Source organism: Ancylobacter mangrovi, from assembly GCF_024752355.1.
Lineage (GTDB): Bacteria > Pseudomonadota > Alphaproteobacteria > Rhizobiales > Xanthobacteraceae > Ancylobacter > Ancylobacter mangrovi.
The window spans coordinates 1-742 of sequence record NZ_JANTHZ010000022.1; the positions used below are offsets into that span (position 1 = coordinate 1).

Sequence of the window (742 nt, forward strand, 5' to 3'; positions counted from 1 at the left end):
TGAAGACGGTGCGCGCCGGATCGCTCGATGTGGGCTATGCCGAGGCCGGCCCGGCCGACGGGCCCGTCGTCCTGCTGCTGCACGGCTGGCCCTATGACATCCACGCCTATGTGGACGTGGCGCCTCAGCTTGCCGCGGCCGGCTATCGCGTGCTCGTTCCCTATCTCAGGGGCTACGGCACCACTCGCTTCATCTCCGGGACGACAGCACGCAACGGCCAGCAGGCCGCGTTCGCCGTGGATGCGATGGATTTCCTCGATGCCCTGAAAGTGGAGACGGCTATCCTCGGCGGCTTCGACTGGGGCGCGCGCACCGTCAACATCATGGCCGCGCTCTGGCCGCAGCGTTTCAAGGGCATGGTGTCGGTCAGTGGCTACCTCATCGGCAGCCAGGAGCAGAACCGCAAGCCGCTGCCGCCCAAGGCGGAGCTGCAGTGGTGGTACCAGTATTATTTCGCCACCGCTCGCGGGGAGGCCGGCTATCGGCAGTACATGCGCGACTTCGCACGGCAGATCTGGACGCAGGCCTCGCCGAAATGGGCCTACGACGACGCCACCTTCGATCGCTCGGCGGCGGCTCTCGACAACCCGGACCATGTCGCCATCGTCATCGACAACTATCGCTGGCGGCTCGGCCTCGCCCCCGGAGAGACTAGGTACAACGACATCGAGGCAAGGCTCGCGACCTTCCCTTCCATAGGCGTACCCACCATCACCATGGAGGGCGACGCGAACGGCGCGCC

At 66.4% G+C, this 742-nt stretch carries 1 protein-coding gene; it reads left to right on the top strand.

Going from position 1 to position 742, the window contains the following annotated elements; translation table 11 throughout:
* A partial coding sequence (locus tag NVS89_RS22885) for an alpha/beta fold hydrolase (protein ID WP_258735095.1) occupies positions 1-742 on the top strand: 742 nt, incomplete at both ends.